Source organism: Pseudoalteromonas sp. MER144-MNA-CIBAN-0113, from assembly GCF_040308965.1.
Lineage (GTDB): Bacteria > Pseudomonadota > Gammaproteobacteria > Enterobacterales > Alteromonadaceae > Pseudoalteromonas > Pseudoalteromonas tetraodonis.
On the sequence record NZ_JBEOOG010000335.1, the window covers coordinates 1 to 275 of the forward strand.

At 40.7% G+C, this 275-nt stretch carries 1 protein-coding gene; it reads right to left on the reverse strand.

All coding sequences use genetic code 11. From position 1 onward, the window contains the following. A partial coding sequence (locus tag AAEY57_RS19930; RefSeq protein ID WP_350608656.1) for a redoxin family protein occupies positions 1–275 on the reverse strand: 275 nt, incomplete at both ends.

Consider the following 275-nt stretch of genomic DNA (forward strand, 5'->3'; position numbering starts at 1 on the left):
GCCCTTGCGTCATTTTATTATCTTTTAAGATTATATAAGATGGCGTGACTTGCCCTTGCCAATCGGCAAATATCTCACCGTGTTGATCGTTGACAGTGATAAAACTGTAGCCATGATCATTTAGATACTCATGTAGCTTTTGATCCGAACCTGATTTTACTGCGATGCTCACGATAGGGTAGTTATTCTCGTTTGCGAGTTCGTTTATGGCAGGGGAGGTAATACTACAAATAGGGCACCAAGTTCCCCAAAAATAGACAAGTGTTGGTTTATCT